This window comes from Azospirillum sp. TSO5 (assembly GCF_003116065.1).
In the GTDB taxonomy this organism is placed as follows: domain Bacteria; phylum Pseudomonadota; class Alphaproteobacteria; order Azospirillales; family Azospirillaceae; genus Azospirillum.
In genome coordinates, this window is sequence record NZ_LGQY01000017.1 from 12,496 (window position 1) to 26,887 (window position 14,392).

The window sequence follows — 14,392 nt, forward strand, 5'->3', positions numbered from 1 at the left end:
GGCGGGCCGGAGGATGAATAGTCCTTTTTGGACTTTTTCTCCTCACGAAAAAGGGTTAGCCGCGGGTGGTGGTCGGCGGGGCCGGGATCTCGTGCGGCAGAGCGAGCCGGACGTGGGTGCAGAAGCTGGCCCCACACCCACCCTTGCCGACGACTTCGCCCTCGTCGCCCAGCAGCACCTCGTCCAGTTCGATGCGACCACTCTCGTTGACCCACCATGCCATCGGACCGGTGTTCGGCTCGCCGCGGAAGTCGTCGACGCGCACCCACTGCGGCTCGGTGGAGGCGGTGCCGGCGGCACGGTCCAGCCGCTCGATCTCGGCCGCGATCAGCGCGCCGGCTTTGACCAGATCGCGGCGTGGGTTGGTGGGCTTGAACCACTTTATCGCCCAGTCTCGGGGCCAGATGTATCTCAGCAGGTTGATGTACCCGCCACGCGAATTCGTGGATGCCTCGGCGCGCCTCGCGTCGTCAAACGAAGCAATCCATGCATAAGTGGCGGCAGCGGCGGCCATCTGGCCCTCGCTATTGTCGTCGTCGTGCTCGACCGACCAACCCTCGGCATCAATCTGCCGGCGGCGCTCGGCCGCGATATCGTTGATGGCGCTCATCGCGCGCTCTCCTTGGTTATGCGCTCCACCGGGACGGACTTACTGCTGAACGTGGCGTGGTGCAGCCGACCGGCCGCCCAGGCGCCCCCGAAAACCAGCAGCGCGATGCCGACGTAGGCGGAGCAGTGGATGATGAAGCGGTGGCGGAAATCACTTTGCGGTCTGGACATTGACCGCACCCTCTTTGACATGGGTTTCGTAGCGGAACTGAATGCCGTTCTCGATCTGCCAGTCGCCGATCAGCGCCGGCCGGAAGCCGGTCATCTCCGGGAACGTGACGTCGCCCTCGGGCTCCAGATTCACGCGGGTCAGATGGACGCGGTCGGCGAGCGGCAGGGCTTGGCGGTAGATCTCGCCACCGCCGATGATGAAGACCTCACGGAAGGCGTGGGCGATATTCAGCACCGATTCCAGCGAGTGCACGACTGTCGCATCCTGGAATCGGCCTTGTGCGGCCGGATCGCTGCTTATTACGACATTGATGCGGTTGGGCAGCGGCTTCCTTGGCAAGCTTTCCCATGTTTTGCGTCCCATGATGACCGGCTTGCCGAGCGTCAACTCCCGAAAGCGCTTGAGATCGGCAGACAGCTGCCAGGGAAGCTTCCCCTGGCAGCCGATCACGTCATTGAGGGCGACAGCGGCGATGATGGAGATCTGCATCATCGTCACTCCCAGGGCGCGATTGGCGTCAGAAGCAGCGCCAGAGCAAAGGCGCTAATCAGCAGTCCAGCGACGCCGACCAGGCCGTACATGATGCGCTCCAGCTGTGGCACATGGCGCGCCCAGCCGTGATAGCCCTCGGCGAAGATCATGATCAGCGCCGAGGTCGCCAGCAGCTTGACGACAGTCGCCAAATAGGCGGTCTGGAAAGCTGTCATGGTCACACCGCCACCGGAGCTTTAATCGCCGGGGCCGGGTCATAGCCGTCCAGCGCGATGTCGCCGAGCGTGAAGCCGTCGATGTCGGCCACTTCGGGATTGAGGCGCAGGGTCGGCAGCGGCAGCGGCGCGCGGGTCAACTGATCGCATACCTGACCAAAATGATTTCGGTAGATGTGAACGTCGCCGCCAGTCCAGACGACCTCTCCCGGCGCATGGCCGGTGATCTGGGCGACCATGTGGGTCAGCAGCGCGTAGCTGGCGATATTAAAGGGCATGCCCAGGAATACATCGACCGAACGCATGTAGAACTGGAGATCAAGGGCACGGCGAGGAATGCCCAGCTTATCCATGACCTCATGTACCGCGACCTCGTCACGGTCCAGATTGTCGCGCGCCCCGTAAATCACGAGCCGCTGCCGAGCACTCAACGGCCGGCTGTTGAACTGGAACATCATGTGGCAGGGCGGCAGGGCGCAGCCGTCGACCTGGGCGACATTCCATGCGTTGACGATGATCCGCCGGCTGTCGGGGTTGGTGCGCAGCGTCTCGATGGCATTGGCAAGCTGGTCGACGCGATTGCCAATGCCGGCACCCTCCCAGTCACGCCACTGTGCGCCATAGACCGGCCCCAGCCCGCCCCAGCGCTCGGCGAAATCGTCGTCGGCCAAGATCATAGCTTCGAACTCGGCGCGCGAGAACTCGCCTTCGCCGCCAGTCGATTTGTGATAGGCGTTGTATTTGGCGAGCGGCCAGTCGGTCCAGATCGAGACGCCCTGTTCGACCAGCGGCCGGATGTTGGTCGAGCCGGAGATCATCCACAGCAGCTCCGCGGCGACGCCCTTGAAGAACACCTTCTTGGTGGTCAGCAGCGGAAAGCCCTGTTGCAGATCGAACCGCATCTGCCGGCCGAAGACGCTGCGCGTGCCGGTGCCGGTGCGGTCGTCCTTGTCGGTGCCGTTGGTGATGATGTCCCGCAGGAGATCGAGATACGCCTTCATTGGTCGGTCTCCTTCGCCGCCCGGTTCACGCCGGCAATCACCTGCTGGGGCGTGAGCCCGTGTTCGTCGCCGATGCGCTTCGCGGCCCGCCGCAAGCTGCCAGGCACGCTGGCGCCCACCCCGGCGTATTTGTTGACCCGGCGCATGCCGCCGCCGGTCCAGATGTGATTGCCGTCTCGCATGCCCGCGTGCAGCAGGGTGCGTTCAGCCGCGTGGCTTCGCTTCATGGTGTTGATCCCTGGTTGGGGTGTGGTGGTCAGGCGGCAGGCGCCGCCGGCAACTGGCTGGCCCGCGTGATCTGCGCCGGCGCCGCGTTGAGCGGCGTCACGGTCACGGTCAGACCGGGTGTGGCGGAATAGTGCTTCTCGAACTGGATCTCGACCACGACCGCGTCGTCGGACCAGACGACGTCTTCGGTCACCTTCTTCCCGGCGATCTTATGTTTCACCGGGTTCAAGGCGTCGAGCATCTTTATTATGTTGTCCGCATCGGGTTTGACGGTGGGCCGGATCAGGCCCAGCAGTGCGGCATCGCGCTTCCAGCGCGCCCAGCTTTCCGGCACCTCCTCCTCGGCCAGCAAGCACACCCGCACCGGGCCGGTAATGACCGACAGGCCGGCCGTGCGCATGGCGTGCTGGGCCGTCCGTCGCAGGTCAGACTCATACGTACGGGTCTGACCTGGCGTGTAGGCGCGGCCGGTTCGCGGATCGAACTGTGGCCGGCCTTTCCCCTGCAGGTCGCCGTCCAGCCGAATGCGGAGCATCACCGCCCTCCCGCCAGCCCGGCGCGCAGCGAGACGATTCGCGCGCGAATATCGGCCTGCTCGTTGGGTGTTGCCTTCGGCGAGCCGTCGGCAATCTGCTGCAGCCGCTTCACCAAGTCGGTGATTTCGCGTTCCGCAGCGGCTTTCTCGCGGGCGTTCATTTCGGCAGCCCCGCGACGGCCTCGGCCGGCAGCCAGTCGAGCGGCGTCACCGCCCCGCTGGTCGCCCGCTGGATTTTCACCTGGGTGGCGGGGCGCGGCACGCGCTTGCCGTTACGGTATTTGTTGACGGCCGATTGGCTGATGCCGGCGCGTTCCGCGAACTGCACTTCGGTCATCTGCTCCTGGCGCAGGAACGTGTCGAGGTTCATGCATCCGATGTAGCGCGAGACGTTTATGACCGAAAGGACTATTTCGGGTGAGATGTTGCGGACAACCCCCATTGCAAAATATGACGTTTCGTACTAAGTTTCACACAACAACCTGTTGATCAGGCTTAATTAATATCGGAGAACGCAATGACCAGTATTCCGCGAGAGGCAGTCGAGTTAATCGCTGCTCGCAAGGAAAAGGGCCTGACCCAGGTGGAAATGGCTCGTATGACGGACACCACTCAGTCGAACTACGCGAAATTGGAGCGCGGCGAGCGCCGCATTTCGCCCGAATGGGCCGCGAAGTTCGGTAAGATACTGGGCAAGGATCCGGCACTTTTCCTGGGGAAGGGCGACCGGGAGATCATCAATGCGGTGGCTTATGGCCGCGGCGCGGTGGCTCCGATTCAGGCTGTCGCCGACACGACCGCCATCCCCATCCGAAATTTCAGCTTCCTCGGCAAGACGGGGCCGCTGGCGCTCGATCCGGATTCGGCCGGCACCTACCCCGCCCCGCACTATCTGGCGGGCGTGAAGGATGCCTACGTGCTGGTGATGCCGGATGACAGCATGATGCCGCGCTACCGGCCGGGCCAGCACCTGCACATCCATCCGCGCCGCACCGCCTCCCCCGGCGCTGCCGTCGTGGTGATGCTGAAGGACGGCACCGGCATGGTGGCGGAGTTCGGCGGCTGGGCGAACGGCTCGCTGCTCGTCAGCACCTACGCCGATGGCGAGCGCGAGTTCGCTGCCGACGACATCGAAGCGGTCCACATCGTGGTGGGGAGTCAGGAGGCTCTGTAGCCTCCTGTTTTTTTCTCTTGCGTAAATAGTCCTGTTTGTCATAGCCTCCGGTCATCGAACAACGCGCCCCGCCGAGCTGGAGAGATCGCCGGCCGGGCCATCGGAGACCACGACATGCAGCAGGGCAAGCGCAAGGGCGCGCCGGACAACGGCGCGACGAGGGAAGATCTGGCCATCCTGTGCTCGGTGCCGGGGGCGACCTACGCCCAGATCGGCGAGTTCTACGGACTGTCCGAGCGCTGGGCGCAGAAGTGGTGCAGCCGGTACGGCCTCAAACTCACCGCGCCGCGCCCCCTACCCCGCCCTTCCCTCCCCTCCCCTTCCAGGCCGGCGGTTCGGACCTGGACGGCTGCGGAATTGGCGGAGGAGGCACGCCGCAGCGGCGTCACGCCGCGCCCGTGCCCGACCGCGTTTGTGGCGCCGTCGCGTCACGCCGTGCGCGACGAAACCCACCGGGACGTCAGGGGCTTGCGTGAGCATGCTCGCGTTCTGAATGAGGCGATCGCCGCTCGCGCTTTTCGCCATTTCGATTTCACCGCAACTCCACATGCGTGAATAGGAGGCGGACGTGACCACCTTCAACATCAACGGCCAGCTTCGCTTTCGCCTGACCACCAGCGGTGAGCGGCACCTGCGCGACCACCTTGCCCGCGAGGCGCGGCTATGCAATGCGGCCTCGCCCTTCGGTCGGAAGATCGCCGACGACGAGGGCATGCCGAAGCCCCTGCCGGATGGGCGGGTGGAGATGACCGCCTGGGGGGTGTTCCACATCTTTGGGCCGCGTTGCTTCATCGGCGCCGATCCCGTGTTCGAGCGCAACGAGCTGGAGGTCGTTCGGCCATGAAAGTCATCTTCCTCGACATTGACGGTCCGATGATCCCCGGTCGCGCCTATTACCTGCCGGAGAACCACGGGACGCTGGTCACGCGGTTCGATCCGGTGGCGGTCGCCATGGTGCTGCGTCTGCTGCATCTCGCGCCGGCCAAGCTGGTCATCTCCAGCACTTGGCGGAAGCATGGGCGCGAGCGCCTGGCTGCCGGCTTGGCCTGCAACGGCATCTGCCCGGCGCACCTGCACGACGACTGGTCGACCGGCCCGCACTTCGACGGCCCATCTGGCCGCACGCGAGAGATCCGGTCGTGGTTGAAGCGACATCCGGAGGTGACCCACTATGTCGCCATCGACGACGAGGATGTTGCGCTGAATGGCGCCGTTCGCTGCTCCATGGAAGACGGCCTCATGAAGGAGCACTTTAAGCGGGCCGGCCAACTGCTGGAGATCGACAATATGCGGCTGCTGTGCGAGCGGCTGCCGGCCGCCACATGATCGTCGCCGGCACAGGACACCGCCCGCAGAAACTCGGCGGATTCGGCCGCGCCACCCAAGCGCGCCTGCTCGTGCTCGCGTCAAGCTGGCTGACGGCACGAGCCGATATCACGCGCGTCGTCAGCGGCATGGCGCTGGGGTGGGATCTGGCGCTCGCGCACGCAGCGGTGCTGGCTGGCATCCAGTTCACCGCCGCCGTTCCGTGCGACAACCAGGAGAGCCGATGGCCGGCGCTGTCCCAGGCCTACTACCGCCGCCTGCTAGCGCTGTCCGACGATGTCGTGGTTGTGTCGCCCGGCCCCTACGAGCCCTGGAAGATGCAGGTGCGGAACGAGTGGATGGTGGATCGCTGCGACCTGCTGCTGGCCCTCTGGGACGGCTCGCGCGGGGGTACGGCCAACTGCTGCTGGTATGCGCAGCGCGTCGAGCGGCCGATTGAGAATCTGTGGGGCGAGTGGCTTCGGCTGAACGACTCCGATTCGCCTTTGGCATCTGGCGACCGCCGGTAGCTGGGGCAGTTATCCCCTGGCGTCTGGCGACCGTCGCACTTATCCATTGGCATCTGGCGACCAGTTGTTGGCATCTGGCGACCGCCGAATCGGCGGAATCCCGAGTCCTCCACTGGCATCTGGCGACCATACTAATAAAAGATCTCTAGTAACTACCAATAGACCGGTCGCCAGATGCCAATCCGCTTGGTCGCCAGATGCCAAATTGACCCGACACGGCTCGATGTGCACCATCGGACCGAGAGGTGAGCCATGGCTGAAATCCACGACCTGATCATTCATCACGGTGCAGAGCGCGCCCGCGAGATGGTGCCGGCTGAACAGCGGCGCTATGTCGACATCGCCGCCGCCTTGATGGAAGAGGAGCGGCTGGCCATCGGCATCACCTACGCCGGCTTCTGCCTGACCAGCCTGCCGCACAAGCCCCGGCCGCCCGATGAAGTCTGGACCCGCCCCGGTGCCCGCGTGACGCTGATGATCGCACCCGGCCATGTGCGAGATCAAGGCAAGACGGTGCCGATCGGCGTGCCGTATGGCGCCCGGGCGCGCATGATCCTGTTCTATCTGCAATCGGAGGCCCTAAAGCGCAGCACGCGCGAGGTGGTGCTCGGCAGGTCGATGAACGAGTGGTTCGGCCGCATGGGCGTGTCAGTGGGCGGCACCAGCTTTGCCGCGATCCGCGACCAGGCGCGTCGCATCAGCCGCTGCATCCTGACCTTCGACTGGAACGACAGTGCCGATCACGTTCAGTTCGGCATCGTGGACGGCGCCTTCAACCTGGGCGGTGAGGCGGCTGACGGCCGGCAGGGCAAGCTATTCGAAGAGGTCGTCCACCTGTCGGAAGGCTTCTACGCCGCCCTGCGCGACCACCCGGTGCCGGTGCGCGACACCGCGCTGAAGGAGCTGTGTTCGCAGTCGATGGCGCTCGACGCCTATGTGTGGCTGGCCTACCGGCTGCACAGCCTATCCAAGCCCATGCCGATCTCGTGGCCGGCCCTGTATCAGCAGTTCGGCGGCGGGTTCGCCCAGATGAAGCACTTCAAGCCGCGCTTTGTGGAGAGCTTGCGGGCGGCACTGGCCGCCTATCCCGAAGCGCGCGTCGATCTTGACAGCAACGGTCTCGTTCTGATCCCGTCTCCGCCGCCAGTGCCGAAGCTCACAGCGGCTTGACCGGTCGCCAGATGCCAAACGAGACCCAAACCGCGAGGACACAATGGCCGTATTTGTATTTGCGTCAACGAAGGGAGGGCCGGGCAAGACCACGACCGCTGCCTGCATCGCCCACCACTTCCTCCGCGAGGGGCACACCGTCAAGGCGATCGACAGCGATCCCAACCAGAATCTCGTCAAGCGGCTGAGCAAGTCGGACGTGCCGGTGGAGGTGGTCGAGGAGGAGGGGCTGCTGGCGGCCATCAAGGCGGCTCAGGCTGAGGCCGAGATCGTCGTGGTGGACGTCGCTGGCGTGCTGACCCGCGGGATGCTGTACGCGGTGGCGGCGGCAAGCGTGGTCATTATCCCGTGCAGCCCGGACCGCAACGACGTGATCGAGGCCGTCAAGACGCAGATGATCATCCAGCAGGCGCAGGAGATCAAAGGCCGCGCCATCCCGCACGCTGCCCTGCTGACGAAGGTCAATCGCCGCGCCCAGGTGACGGCGGAGACCGTCGACCAGCTGACGGTGTTCAAGGTGCCGATGCTGACGGTCGACATCCCCATGCGGACAGCCTACCAGCAGGCGTCCTACACCGGCGTGCCGATCGCTGACAAGGCGGTCCAGGAAGACATTGCCGCCCTGGCCGATCAGATCGCTGACCTGATGGAGGCCGGCCATGCCGCCGCGTAAAAATTCGATGGCTGGCGTGGAGGTGGTTCACAAGCCCAAGCGCCGTACCTTCAAGGCGGAGGAGTTCGACCCGGAGCAGATCCGTAACGAGATCAACCCGTTCGCCACCAAGCTGCCGAGCGTCGCGAAGCAGGACGCTCCTCCGGTCCTCGACAACGATACGGGCGCCGAGGTGCCTGCGCCACCGAAGGACCTGGAGACGGTCGACGACTTCTCCGGCGAGGTCGGGCGCCTATGGGGCGCCGCCGGCCGCGCCTTCATTGAGACCGGTCGGGCGTTGAACCTAGCCAAAGAGAAGCTGGCCCATGGCGACTTCATGGTGCTCACCTCTCAGCGTCTCCCCTTTTCGCACAACATCGCCGACCGGCTGATGGCCATTGCCAGGGCGGTGGACGAAGGCGTCTATCCGGCGGACGCGCTGCCGCCGAACTATACGGTCGCCTACCAGCTGGTCTCGCTCTACGAGCACGAGCGGCCGGTGGCGCTGAAGGAGGGGCTGGTCACTCCCGCCGTCACGCGCCGGGCAATCGAGGAGTTCAAGAAGCGCATGCGTCTACAGGACGATGAGGAGGACGCCCGCGTGCGGGACCGGAAGCGGCTGGCATCGCTGATCGGACAGCGAGCCAGGATAGAGGCGGAAATCGCCGAACTGAGGGAGCGGCTGGGCGAAGGTGCGGCCTGACTCCAAATTCTGTCCCGGGACAGAGTTTGCTCATGACCCCCGCTTCGGTTCCGGACGCTGGTTGCTGGACCCGAAGAAGTAATAGATGACGCCCAGCGCGGCAGCGTCCAGCATGCCCAACACGCGGGTGGCGACCGCCTCCGGCAGGCCGGGTGGCAGGCCGTGGCTCATCACGTAGGCCTGCACGCCAGCCCACACCAGCAGCACGCCCCCGCCGATCAACGCGGGGGCGTGGTCGTTCAGGGCCACCTGCCGCGCCCGCGCGTTGGCCCGATCCTCGTTGCCCAGGCGGGTCACATCGATGTCGAGCTTCCGCATGTCGGTGAGGAACTGCTGCTCAGCCTGCTTGATGGCGAGCAGTTCCTGCGGGCCGGCCCGCTTCACCGCGGCGGCGATGTCTTCCGGTGGGGCGTCGGCCGGCAGTCCGAGCGCTCCCACGATCGAGGCAACTGCGGCGCCCGCCAGCGGGCCGCCGAGCGCGGTCGCGATGCCCGGCGCTACCGTCGCCAGGATTCCCTTGATGCCATCCCAGATGTCATCCATGACAAATCTCCTCTCAAGCGGTTTCGGTTGTTTCAATCAGCGCCCGACACCCCGGGCGCAGGGGCTGCACACGGTCGAAGGGAATCGTCATCGACCCGGTCGGCAAGTTGCCGCTCCACAGGCCGACGACGAAGCAGCCCCGATCTTGCTCAGCCGACGTGATCCTCCCCATCGCGCCGCCGAGCAGCTTTAGCGGCAGCCCGACTGCATGGGTGGCTTCAATGGGGTCCACGATCAGCCGGCGTCGAAGTCGGGGATTGCGACCGTCTGGCCGGCCAAGTCGTGTGTGCAGTCGCCGAGGAACTGAATCTGGCCGTCGGTCACGAAGCTATGGCAGGCGGTCGACACCGGCTCGACAGCCTCGCCGCGCATGATCGCTACGTGCTGGTCATCGGTAAGCGGCTTGGTCCCATTCACCAGAATGGACGGGCGGAAGGTAGGCGCGTTGGGGTTCCCGTTATAGGTCCAGCCCGACCCTGATCCATCCCCGATGCGGACGGCATGGGCACCATCGCAGCCTGGACACCAGAACATCAGGCGGTTGCCCTCGACGCTCCGGAGGATGTTCGACAGGGCCGCCATCAGCGCAGCCCCATCGCCTTGGCGGTGATCGGCCCCACGATGCCGTCGGCGCGCAGGAAATGCGCACCCTGCCACGACACCACCGCCGCGTGGGTGACCGGGCCGTAGTGCCCATCCTGCGGCACCCCAACAATCGCCTGGATCTGGCGGATGCGATCGGCATCGTCGCCGTCCGGCGCGACGACCGCCTGTGGCTGTGGAGACGGGTTGCTGGTGGGCTGCCACACGCTGCCGCTGAACAGCTCCGCCTCGGCAGCACGGCGGGCCACCAGCCCCGGCAGATCGACGGATTCCCCGTTGACCCGCGCCTTGGTCCAGCGACCGAACTGGCCAGCCGCCCCGGCGGTGTCGCCTTCGTTCAGCATGCGCAGCAGGGTGGACGACGCAAACGCCCCCGCACCCAGGTTGAACACAAAGCTCGACAGCGCGCCGCGAGGGTTTTCCGGCAGCGTCACGCGGACGTATTTGTCGACGACCGAGGCGGCTTGGGTCATGTCGGCCGCCAGCAGCCGTTCGGCCTGATCGGCGGTGATGCTCATGCCGAGACGGACATCGGCGCCGGTGTGGCCGTAACCAATGGTGGGGACGCCGGCCGGGCAGAGATATGCATCGAGGCGTTGGCCCTCGAAATGCTTCACCAGATCGACGGCTGCAGGGCAGACAGGCTTGGTCATGTCAGGCTCCGGGCATGAAGAAGGCGCCACACGGGCGCCTATGGGGGTTGGAGTATTGTCGCGGGCTACTCTGGCTTGTCGGGCCATACTCCCGTCTCGGGGTAGTCGCGGAGGCCCTGAAGGTACACGGCCCACGCTACCGCCTGTTCGTCGGTCAGCGTCGTGGGTAGGCCGAAGTCGCGTTGGTTCCGGTGGCGGCTGAGGATGTTCAGCGGCTCCGGCATGGCCGCATCCCGCTCACTCCGACGCTTGGCCGCTTCTGCCGCGGCGATTTCCTCCGGGGGGATCGGCTCCACGGCCCACACGCGGATGATGCGGCCGTTCTCCACGTCCTCTGTGTCGGTGTAGGTGGCGGCCTGACGGTGGGTTGCTGCGTCGAAGGACGCCACTGTTTCGAAGATTTCCATGCGTCACCTCAATAGAACGTAGTGTATCCGGTGGGGGGAGAGTAGACGAGCGACGTCAAGGAAAAGCGCGCAATCCCCACGCTCCCGCTTCCTACGAGGCTGATCGCTGGGTACAGAGTGCCGGAAATACCGGAGTACATTGGATTAGTTCCGGCCAATGGATCTCCACCGCCTTGAACCACATTATTCTTTGTCATCCAAATTTTCCCGGCGTCCGCGTCCCACAGAATTCCTACCGTGTCTCCGGCGGTGTACGCTGCCCCATAGGCGACGCCGGTTCCATTGGTTACTTTTCCACCAGAAGCAACATATGCCCAAGAAACTGTATCGTTGCCGAGATACCCGCTAAGCGCTGTGGCGCTCGTCGCAAGGCCGATGCGGTAATCGTTAGCCGTAGCAACCGACTGCACGTAAATTTCGCAATACCGCTTTCCGGTTGATGCCCCGATGGTCGCCAGTGCCGCGCTTGTCGATGCCCCGCCCGTGGCTGTCAGGTTTCCCCCGCTGAGCACTATGGATGGGCCGGCCAAGCTGGGGTTCCAAGTCGCCTGTGATGCTGCAGCCGGCGTGGCGAGATTTGCCACCTCCCAAGCGCCCGCGCCAGTACGATACACCGTAACGTCCCAGCCCGCGCGAAGGGTGAAACTGGCAAAGCCGGCGATAAGATCGGAGCCAGCCGCAGCAATGGTGACACTGCCGGTGGACCTGTTGGACACCAGCACGCCCCATGCGCCAGTTACGGCGGAAGTGCCCGGCAAAGTGAGGGCAATCGCCGCAGTGCATTTGACTGCTGCCCCGCCATCGGCTGGAACGAGAGTGTAATTCGTCGCCTTGGTAAGCGAGGCGGCAAAGAGACCGCCACTACCAGAGCCGCCGATCAGCCGCCAGTAGGTGCCGTCCCACACCGACTGGTAGATGTTGCCGGCGACGATCTCACCCCCGACGAAGGCCGTCCCGTCCGCCTTTCGGTGCGCCGGTGTCGTTGCGCCGCCGTCTGCTGATAGCGTCATAGCGGAGGTGTTGGAGTATCCAGCCACCCACACGTAGGTGGGGTGCCCCTTCATATCGGCAGAAAATTCAGGGCTGATGACTTGGGCGTTGGCAGAGCCAGTGCTTGTGCCGCCCCAAATCATCGTGGTCTCGACAAGCTGGGCCAGCCGAGGCGGCATCAGACCGGCGACGTTCCGGCGGGCAAATGGGTAGGTCATGCCTGGAACCTCCTGCGGGGATTGGCGATGTCGGCAAGCGTAAAGGGCTCAGCGGCGGCGACGATGGCCTCCCACTCGGCAGGATCAAAGCGGTGTTCAGCCGGATCGACGTTGATGTGGAAGCGCTCGTCAACCACAGCGGGAACCGTCACCTCCCCGCTGTCCGGATCGACCACGGCAGGGGTCAGGGTGAGCGGGCCGATCACGTCCGCGTCGCATGAGGGGCCAGCGATCAACCAGCACGGAGCGCCGTCCAGGCCAACGCCTCGCAACATCGGCAGAGCGGTGATCAGCGCGTCCTCGTCATCCGCGCGAAGATGCAGAGTGTCCATAATGACCTCACGCAGTCAGCAGTGGGAGGATGGCGTCAGCAACGGGAGCCGGGTAAAATTCCAAGCGGCGCAGGAAGTAACGGCCGATGTAGATGGACCCATCGCCGAAGATCAGGCGGGTGAGACCGCTCGGAATGGCAGCGGATGCAGTGACGACAGCCGATCCGTCAGCCGACAGCGAGTAGCCGGACGGCCCGAAAGACAGCGCGATCTTGTGGACCGCGTTGTTCGCCAGCGACGGCCCGCGATTGTCAACCACGGTTGCCCCTGCGACGTTGACCAATGCGCCGCATGCTCCAGGCGACCCACCAAGCGCGGAGCCCCAGCGGATGCTGGCCTGATTGAGCGGAGTTCCGTCATCCAGTCTGATCTCTGCCGCGATGGCGATGTCACCCCAGGACACCTCGGCATAGAGCGTGCCGCGTGTGGCAGCATACGGCAGGGTGATGGCGTTGACGTCTGCCGCGCGGTTGATGGTAGAGCCTGCCGTCGGGATGTAGCTGGTGGCGCTCCATCCTGCCTCAAGCTGTGCATATTTGACGGTTCCGGTTGGCGTCAGCGTCAGAGCGCCGGCTGCCGCAGTAAAGGTCAGAGTGGTCCGCGTTGGCGAAGTCCCGGCGCTCGTAACGGTCGCGCTGTAGGCCCCAGACAACGCGACCGTCCCGGTGCCGTAGTAGCTGAGTGTATACTGCTGCGCCGTGACGCTCACAGCCTGCGCGGTCAGCGTGTCGCTGTTGAGTATCAGGTTGGCCCTACCGCTCTCGATGACCAATCCCCGCACCGCCGCCGTCACCGGGTCGTATTCGATAGGCGCCGTCCCTGCCGGGAGGTTGATGCGCGTGCCGTCCTGACGCCATACCCACTTGCCCGACGATCCGGTGATCGCGCCGGTCGGGACGGCGTTCGGGCCGCTGAACTGGAGACTGACAAGCGGGTCGATGCCGGCGATTTCGGACGGCTGCTTGACCAGCACCAGGGAGGCGGCGGTGTTGGCGGCGGCAACGGCTTGGTCACGGGCGTTCGTCGCCGTGGTGGCGGCATTGGTGGCCGTGGTGGCGGCGGTTGAGACAGCGGACTGCTTGCTGGTGACGTCTGTCTGAATCCCGGTGATGTTCAGCAGCTTCGCACCGACATCCACCATCACGTCGCTCAGCATGGGCAGCAGGCGCTTGCGCCAGCCGTAATTGCCCATGCCAGTATTCGGATCGCTGTCGTCCGTATAGGTGTTGCCGTTGGCGTTGATAGTGTTGGTCACGGCAGAACCTCTTCGTGAGCGAGCGGGATGGTGGCGCAGCCGGGCGCCTGATGATGGCTGGATGGTCCTGGATCGGTGTTCCGGGCGAGGTAGCTGGTGCGGAGCCAGTTCTTTGGATCGTCCGGCCGCTCGATCCACAGGAACGGCTCGGTGATGTCGTTCGTGAACACGTCTTCGAAGCCCTGCTCCATGGCCTCGGTGAAGGTCGTCATGGCGATCTGCCCACGGAACGTGCGCGGCTTGTTGAGGCGCTCGAACCCCTTGCCGCCGCCCCAGTGTTCGACGGACTTGCTGCGGATCCTGAATCCGAATTGAGCGCCGGGGGCGTAGTTGGTGGCGAACTGCCATCCCTTGGCGACTTCCCACAAACCGAGATCCAGCGTCGTGGAGGAATCGAATTCCAGCGTGGCAGTTACGAACAGGTAGACTTTGTCAAGCAGTACCGGGCGCGTTTTGACCTTCCATTTAGCAAGATCTTCACTGCTGTACTTTCCGGTCCACCACGCCTCGTCTTCCCACTCAGGGGTGTCCCCATAAACCTCTGGCCAGACATCCTCCCAGCCGGGATCGTACCGGAGGTCTGACAGTATCTCGTGGACGCCGAC

The 14,392-nt window shown here is 64.8% G+C and carries 25 protein-coding genes and 1 pseudogene; 8 read left to right on the top strand and 18 right to left on the bottom strand.

Annotated features, from left to right (window positions below; all coding sequences use genetic code 11):
- Positions 1–55: 55 nt before the first annotated feature.
- The 9 genes from TSO5_RS04245 to TSO5_RS04275 are packed head-to-tail and all read right to left on the bottom strand — an operon-like array spanning position 56 to position 3,622.
- The gene (locus TSO5_RS04245) at positions 56–610 is read right to left on the bottom strand and encodes a hypothetical protein (RefSeq protein ID WP_109150399.1); all 555 of its coding nucleotides are present in this window, start codon (positions 608–610) and stop codon (positions 56–58) included.
- Complete coding sequence (locus TSO5_RS32600) at positions 607–780, bottom strand: hypothetical protein (RefSeq protein ID WP_158282353.1); 174 nt, start codon at positions 778–780, stop codon at positions 607–609. Before TSO5_RS32600 ends, TSO5_RS04245 begins: the two co-directional genes overlap by 4 nt.
- On the bottom strand, positions 761–1,273 hold the full coding sequence (locus tag TSO5_RS04250) for a dihydrofolate reductase (RefSeq protein ID WP_109150400.1): 513 nt from the start codon (positions 1,271–1,273) through the stop codon (positions 761–763). The genes TSO5_RS32600 and TSO5_RS04250 overlap by 20 nt, the downstream gene beginning before the upstream one ends.
- Before the next feature lie 2 nt (positions 1,274–1,275).
- Positions 1,276–1,488, bottom strand: coding sequence for a hypothetical protein (locus tag TSO5_RS04255; RefSeq protein ID WP_109150401.1), 213 nt, complete (start codon positions 1,486–1,488; stop codon positions 1,276–1,278).
- Positions 1,489–1,490: 2 nt separating this feature from the next.
- Positions 1,491–2,489: a thymidylate synthase gene (gene thyA, locus TSO5_RS04260; RefSeq protein ID WP_109150402.1), complete on the bottom strand. Its 999-nt coding sequence runs from the start codon at positions 2,487–2,489 to the stop codon at positions 1,491–1,493.
- Entirely contained in the window at positions 2,486–2,716 is a 231-nt protein-coding gene (locus TSO5_RS04265; RefSeq protein WP_109150403.1) for a hypothetical protein, read from the bottom strand. The genes thyA and TSO5_RS04265 overlap by 4 nt, the downstream gene beginning before the upstream one ends.
- Positions 2,717–2,745: 29 nt before the next feature.
- On the bottom strand, positions 2,746–3,252 hold the full coding sequence (locus TSO5_RS04270) for a RusA family crossover junction endodeoxyribonuclease (protein ID WP_109150404.1): 507 nt from the start codon (positions 3,250–3,252) through the stop codon (positions 2,746–2,748).
- A complete protein-coding gene (locus TSO5_RS32605) occupies positions 3,252–3,413 on the bottom strand; it encodes a hypothetical protein (RefSeq protein WP_158282354.1) in 162 nt (53 codons plus the stop codon). Before TSO5_RS32605 ends, TSO5_RS04270 begins: the two co-directional genes overlap by 1 nt.
- Positions 3,410–3,622 carry a helix-turn-helix transcriptional regulator gene (locus TSO5_RS04275; RefSeq protein ID WP_158282355.1) on the bottom strand — a complete coding sequence of 71 codons (213 nt, stop codon included), beginning with the start codon at positions 3,620–3,622 and terminating at the stop codon, positions 3,410–3,412. The genes TSO5_RS32605 and TSO5_RS04275 overlap by 4 nt, the downstream gene beginning before the upstream one ends.
- 147 nt (positions 3,623–3,769) lie before the next feature.
- On the opposite strand from TSO5_RS04275, the gene TSO5_RS04280 reads away from it, so the two are divergent.
- The 8 genes from TSO5_RS04280 (at position 3,770) to TSO5_RS04315 (ending at position 8,786) form a co-directional block, all read left to right on the top strand.
- On the top strand, positions 3,770–4,426 hold the full coding sequence (locus tag TSO5_RS04280) for a LexA family transcriptional regulator (protein WP_109150406.1): 657 nt from the start codon (positions 3,770–3,772) through the stop codon (positions 4,424–4,426).
- 114 nt (positions 4,427–4,540) lie between these two features.
- Positions 4,541–4,981: a hypothetical protein gene (locus TSO5_RS04285; protein WP_109150407.1), complete on the top strand. Its 441-nt coding sequence runs from the start codon at positions 4,541–4,543 to the stop codon at positions 4,979–4,981.
- A gap of 13 nt (positions 4,982–4,994) precedes the next feature.
- Entirely contained in the window at positions 4,995–5,270 is a 276-nt protein-coding gene (locus TSO5_RS04290; RefSeq protein WP_109150408.1) for a hypothetical protein, read from the top strand.
- On the top strand, positions 5,267–5,752 hold the full coding sequence (locus TSO5_RS04295) for an HAD domain-containing protein (RefSeq protein ID WP_109150409.1): 486 nt from the start codon (positions 5,267–5,269) through the stop codon (positions 5,750–5,752). Before TSO5_RS04290 ends, TSO5_RS04295 begins: the two co-directional genes overlap by 4 nt.
- Positions 5,749–6,261, top strand: coding sequence for an SLOG family protein (locus TSO5_RS04300; RefSeq protein WP_109150410.1), 513 nt, complete (start codon positions 5,749–5,751; stop codon positions 6,259–6,261). The genes TSO5_RS04295 and TSO5_RS04300 overlap by 4 nt, the downstream gene beginning before the upstream one ends.
- A 252-nt stretch (positions 6,262–6,513) precedes the next feature.
- Positions 6,514–7,431: a replication protein RepA gene (locus TSO5_RS04305; protein ID WP_109150411.1), complete on the top strand. Its 918-nt coding sequence runs from the start codon at positions 6,514–6,516 to the stop codon at positions 7,429–7,431.
- Between the two features lie 43 nt (positions 7,432–7,474).
- Positions 7,475–8,104 (top strand): ParA family protein, encoded by a 630-nt coding sequence (locus tag TSO5_RS04310; protein ID WP_109150412.1) that lies wholly within the window; start codon positions 7,475–7,477, stop codon positions 8,102–8,104.
- The gene (locus TSO5_RS04315) at positions 8,091–8,786 is read left to right on the top strand and encodes a DUF3102 domain-containing protein (protein WP_109150413.1); all 696 of its coding nucleotides are present in this window, start codon (positions 8,091–8,093) and stop codon (positions 8,784–8,786) included. The genes TSO5_RS04310 and TSO5_RS04315 overlap by 14 nt, the downstream gene beginning before the upstream one ends.
- A 30-nt stretch (positions 8,787–8,816) precedes the next feature.
- Here TSO5_RS04315 and TSO5_RS04320 read toward each other — a convergent pair whose 3' ends face one another.
- From TSO5_RS04320 to TSO5_RS32610, 9 genes and pseudogenes are all read right to left on the bottom strand, one after another.
- On the bottom strand, positions 8,817–9,329 hold the full coding sequence (locus TSO5_RS04320) for a hypothetical protein (protein ID WP_109150414.1): 513 nt from the start codon (positions 9,327–9,329) through the stop codon (positions 8,817–8,819).
- A gap of 234 nt (positions 9,330–9,563) precedes the next feature.
- Positions 9,564–9,911 carry a DUF6527 family protein gene (locus TSO5_RS04330; RefSeq protein WP_109150416.1) on the bottom strand — a complete coding sequence of 116 codons (348 nt, stop codon included), beginning with the start codon at positions 9,909–9,911 and terminating at the stop codon, positions 9,564–9,566.
- The gene (locus tag TSO5_RS33590) at positions 9,911–10,138 is read right to left on the bottom strand and encodes a peptidoglycan-binding domain-containing protein (protein ID WP_282183485.1); all 228 of its coding nucleotides are present in this window, start codon (positions 10,136–10,138) and stop codon (positions 9,911–9,913) included. The genes TSO5_RS04330 and TSO5_RS33590 overlap by 1 nt, the downstream gene beginning before the upstream one ends.
- Before the next feature lie 6 nt (positions 10,139–10,144).
- Positions 10,145–10,585: pseudogene (locus TSO5_RS04335) on the bottom strand (lysozyme); the annotation flags it as partial.
- Between the two features lie 65 nt (positions 10,586–10,650).
- Positions 10,651–10,992, bottom strand: coding sequence for a hypothetical protein (locus tag TSO5_RS04340; protein ID WP_109150418.1), 342 nt, complete (start codon positions 10,990–10,992; stop codon positions 10,651–10,653).
- 8 nt (positions 10,993–11,000) lie between these two features.
- The gene (locus tag TSO5_RS04345; RefSeq protein ID WP_109150419.1) at positions 11,001–12,200 is read right to left on the bottom strand and encodes an SPRY domain-containing protein; all 1,200 of its coding nucleotides are present in this window, start codon (positions 12,198–12,200) and stop codon (positions 11,001–11,003) included.
- Positions 12,197–12,532 carry a hypothetical protein gene (locus TSO5_RS04350; protein WP_109150420.1) on the bottom strand — a complete coding sequence of 112 codons (336 nt, stop codon included), beginning with the start codon at positions 12,530–12,532 and terminating at the stop codon, positions 12,197–12,199. Before TSO5_RS04350 ends, TSO5_RS04345 begins: the two co-directional genes overlap by 4 nt.
- A gap of 7 nt (positions 12,533–12,539) precedes the next feature.
- Complete coding sequence (locus tag TSO5_RS04355; RefSeq protein ID WP_109150421.1) at positions 12,540–13,787, bottom strand: hypothetical protein; 1,248 nt, start codon at positions 13,785–13,787, stop codon at positions 12,540–12,542.
- Positions 13,784–14,392 (bottom strand): hypothetical protein (locus TSO5_RS32610; protein ID WP_158282356.1); only part of this gene is annotated, 609 nt, incomplete at its 5' end. The genes TSO5_RS04355 and TSO5_RS32610, both read right to left, overlap by 4 nt.